This window comes from Photorhabdus sp. S10-54 (genome assembly GCF_963878145.1).
GTDB lineage: Bacteria > Pseudomonadota > Gammaproteobacteria > Enterobacterales > Enterobacteriaceae > Photorhabdus > Photorhabdus kayaii.
This window is the reverse complement of record NZ_CAWNXG010000164.1, coordinates 1-689: the sequence shown is the minus strand read 5'-3', so window position 1 is coordinate 689 and position 689 is coordinate 1. Positions and strand designations below refer to the sequence as shown.

The 689-nt window shown below is 37.0% G+C and carries 2 protein-coding genes; both read right to left on the bottom strand.

Going from position 1 to position 689, the window contains the following annotated elements; all coding sequences use genetic code 11:
* Nucleotides 1-155: 155 nt before the first annotated feature.
* A complete protein-coding gene (locus AACQ83_RS24320; protein ID WP_049583073.1) occupies nucleotides 156-470 on the bottom strand; it encodes a hypothetical protein in 315 nt (104 codons plus the stop codon).
* 3 nt (nucleotides 471-473) lie between these two features.
* Nucleotides 474-668, bottom strand: a complete 195-nt coding sequence (locus AACQ83_RS24315; protein WP_112879936.1) for a hypothetical protein — start codon at nucleotides 666-668, stop codon at nucleotides 474-476.
* Nucleotides 669-689: the final 21 nt, after the last annotated feature.

Genomic DNA, 689 nt, shown 5'->3' with positions numbered 1-689 from the left:
CAGTCCAAAAACCAGATCTTGTATTGCACCGATGGCATAAGATTCATCACATTCTTTCTTATATGATTCTTGCCATATGTGGAGAAGGGCCTCTATCTGCTTTGTCTTTACCTCTGTATGTGAGAAAGAGGTCTCTAAATCAAACATAGCGGTCTCTAAATCAAACATAATCGCCTCTCTTTATTTATTGTTGTTATGCTCGCAATGTCAATTAAATTGGTAAGTTGTTTAATTACTTCCAATAGTAAAAGACTGTCCGGCCTGCCTTTGTTTTTCGATGAGGTATCAAGTTCATCGTAAATATCTTTAAGCTTAACTAATTCATTAAAGAAATTATCATTGTCAGCAAGATTTGGCTGGCTATTAACCACGGCAACAAATTGATCATGGAGTGCAATGTAGCTTTCCCAAATAATTTTAGCTGGAGTTACATTGACAGCCCGTGGTGAAAACAATGTTGTATTAAGCATGTTTCACCTCGTTTTTAGTGCTTCACTGGCAACTGAATGAATAACACCCATGATTCCACGGCCCAGCATTTCCTCTTCTTTATTCCCATAAAGGTAAATTGCCGCCTCTGCTAGTGCTTCGATTTTTTCGAGCGCATCCTCTATTTCAAAATTAATGTAAGAAGTATTGTGTTGTTTATTTAGAGAGTTACTATTCATTCTTCACCCCTGCTAGTTAAA